At 57.5% G+C, this 3,351-nt stretch carries 2 rRNA genes; both read left to right on the top strand.

Annotated elements, in window-relative coordinates:
- Nucleotides 1–240: 240 nt before the first annotated feature.
- Nucleotides 241–1,766 (top strand): 16S ribosomal RNA (locus KUM49_RS21890).
- A gap of 313 nt (nt 1,767–2,079) precedes the next feature.
- Nucleotides 2,080–3,351, top strand: a 23S ribosomal RNA gene (locus KUM49_RS21885); the annotation flags it as partial.

Raw genomic sequence — 3,351 nt, 5'->3', positions numbered from 1 at the left:
AAGGCCGAAGGGAAGCGCCCGGAGGAAAGCCCGAGAGGGTGAGTACAAAGGAAGCGTCCGTTCCTTGAGAACTCAACAGCGTGCCAAAAGTCAACGCCAGATATGTTGATACCCCGTCCATCGGATTGTTCCGGTGGCGAGGTTCCTTTGAAGAAAACACAGCGAGGACGCTGTGAACGGCCGGGCTTATTCCGCCTGGCTGTTCCGCTCTCGTGGTGTCGACCGGATTACCGGTAAACATTCACGGAGAGTTTGATCCTGGCTCAGGACGAACGCTGGCGGCGTGCTTAACACATGCAAGTCGAACGATGAACCACTTCGGTGGGGATTAGTGGCGAACGGGTGAGTAACACGTGGGCAATCTGCCCTTCACTCTGGGACAAGCCCTGGAAACGGGGTCTAATACCGGATAACACTTCCACTCTCCTGAGTGGTGGTTAAAAGCTCCGGCGGTGAAGGATGAGCCCGCGGCCTATCAGCTTGTTGGTGAGGTAATGGCTCACCAAGGCGACGACGGGTAGCCGGCCTGAGAGGGCGACCGGCCACACTGGGACTGAGACACGGCCCAGACTCCTACGGGAGGCAGCAGTGGGGAATATTGCACAATGGGCGAAAGCCTGATGCAGCGACGCCGCGTGAGGGATGACGGCCTTCGGGTTGTAAACCTCTTTCAGCAGGGAAGAAGCGAAAGTGACGGTACCTGCAGAAGAAGCGCCGGCTAACTACGTGCCAGCAGCCGCGGTAATACGTAGGGCGCAAGCGTTGTCCGGAATTATTGGGCGTAAAGAGCTCGTAGGCGGCTTGTCACGTCGGGTGTGAAAGCCCGGGGCTTAACCCCGGGTCTGCATTCGATACGGGCTAGCTAGAGTGTGGTAGGGGAGATCGGAATTCCTGGTGTAGCGGTGAAATGCGCAGATATCAGGAGGAACACCGGTGGCGAAGGCGGATCTCTGGGCCATTACTGACGCTGAGGAGCGAAAGCGTGGGGAGCGAACAGGATTAGATACCCTGGTAGTCCACGCCGTAAACGGTGGGAACTAGGTGTTGGCGACATTCCACGTCGTCGGTGCCGCAGCTAACGCATTAAGTTCCCCGCCTGGGGAGTACGGCCGCAAGGCTAAAACTCAAAGGAATTGACGGGGGCCCGCACAAGCAGCGGAGCATGTGGCTTAATTCGACGCAACGCGAAGAACCTTACCAAGGCTTGACATACACCGGAAAGCATCAGAGATGGTGCCCCCCTTGTGGTCGGTGTACAGGTGGTGCATGGCTGTCGTCAGCTCGTGTCGTGAGATGTTGGGTTAAGTCCCGCAACGAGCGCAACCCTTGTTCTGTGTTGCCAGCATGCCCTTCGGGGTGATGGGGACTCACAGGAGACCGCCGGGGTCAACTCGGAGGAAGGTGGGGACGACGTCAAGTCATCATGCCCCTTATGTCTTGGGCTGCACACGTGCTACAATGGCAGGTACAATGAGCTGCGATACCGTGAGGTGGAGCGAATCTCAAAAAGCCTGTCTCAGTTCGGATTGGGGTCTGCAACTCGACCCCATGAAGTCGGAGTTGCTAGTAATCGCAGATCAGCATTGCTGCGGTGAATACGTTCCCGGGCCTTGTACACACCGCCCGTCACGTCACGAAAGTCGGTAACACCCGAAGCCGGTGGCCCAACCCCTTGTGGGAGGGAGCTGTCGAAGGTGGGACTGGCGATTGGGACGAAGTCGTAACAAGGTAGCCGTACCGGAAGGTGCGGCTGGATCACCTCCTTTCTAAGGAGCACTTCTTACCGATCCCTTCGGGGTGAGGTCAGAGGCCAGTACATCAGCGACTGTCTGATGCTGGTTGCTCAAGGGTGGAACGTTGACTATTCGGCACACTCGACCAGCTTGTCTTCCTAGTACTGCTTCGGCGTGGAATGGAAGGGAAGTGGCGAGGGTGTCGGGCACGCTGTTGGGTGTCTGAGGGTACGGACTTTCGAGTCTGGACCTTCGGTGCCGGCCCCAGTGAACTCGAACCGGTTGGTTCGGGGTGATGGGTGGCTGGTCGTTGTTTGAGAACTGCACAGTGGACGCGAGCATCTGTGGCCAAGTTTTTAAGGGCGCACGGTGGATGCCTTGGCACCAGGAACCGATGAAGGACGTGGGAGGCCACGATAGTCCCCGGGGAGCCGTCAACCAGGCTTTGATCCGGGGGTTTCCGAATGGGGAAACCCGGCAGTCGTCATGGGCTGTCACCCATACCTGAACACATAGGGTATGTGGAGGGAACGCGGGGAAGTGAAACATCTCAGTACCCGCAGGAAGAGAAAACAACCGTGATTCCGGGAGTAGTGGCGAGCGAAACCGGATGAGGCCAAACCGTTTACGTGTGAGACCCGGCAGGGGTTGCGTAGGCGGGGTTGTGGGATCTCTCTTTTACGGTCTGCCGGCCGTGAGACGAGTCAGAAACCGTTGATGTAGGCGAAGGACATGCGAAAGGTCCGGCGTAGAGGGTAAGACCCCCGTAGTCGAAACGTCAACGGCTCGTTTGAGAGACACCCAAGTAGCACGGGGCCCGAGAAATCCCGTGTGAATCTGGCGGGACCACCCGCTAAGCCTAAATATTCCCTGGTGACCGATAGCGGATAGTACCGTGAGGGAATGGTGAAAAGTACCGCGGGAGCGGAGTGAAATAGTACCTGAAACCGTGTGCCTACAAGCCGTGGGAGCGTCGCGTGCAGCACTTGTGCTGTGCGTCGTGACTGCGTGCCTTTTGAAGAATGAGCCTGCGAGTTTGCGGTGTGTTGCGAGGTTAACCCGAGTGGGGAAGCCGTAGCGAAAGCGAGTCCGAATAGGGCGTTTCAGTAGCACGCTCAAGACCCGAAGCGGAGTGATCTAGCCATGGGCAGGTTGAAGCGGAGGTAAGACTTCGTGGAGGACCGAACCCACCAGGGTTGAAAACCTGGGGGATGACCTGTGGTTAGGGGTGAAAGGCCAATCAAACTCCGTGATAGCTGGTTCTCCCCGAAATGCATTTAGGTGCAGCGTCGTGTGTTTCTTGCCGGAGGTAGAGCACTGGATAGGCGATGGGCCCTACCGGGTTACTGACCTTAGCCAAACTCCGAATGCCGGTAAGTGAGAGCGCGGCAGTGAGACTGTGGGGGATAAGCTCCATGGTCGAGAGGGAAACAGCCCAGAGCATCGACTAAGGCCCCTAAGCGTACGCTAAGTGGGAAAGGATGTGGAGTCGCACAGACAACCAGGAGGTTGGCTTAGAAGCAGCCACCCTTGAAAGAGTGCGTAATAGCTCACTGGTCTAGTGATTCCGCGCCGACAATGTAGCGGGGCTCAAGCGTACCGCCGAAGTCGTGTCATT

Source organism: Streptomyces sp. AC555_RSS877 (genome assembly GCF_019049245.1).
In the GTDB taxonomy this organism is placed as follows: Bacteria; Actinomycetota; Actinomycetes; order Streptomycetales; family Streptomycetaceae; genus Streptomyces.
The sequence above is the reverse complement of the archived record's forward strand: the minus strand, read 5'-3'. Positions and strand labels throughout refer to the sequence as shown.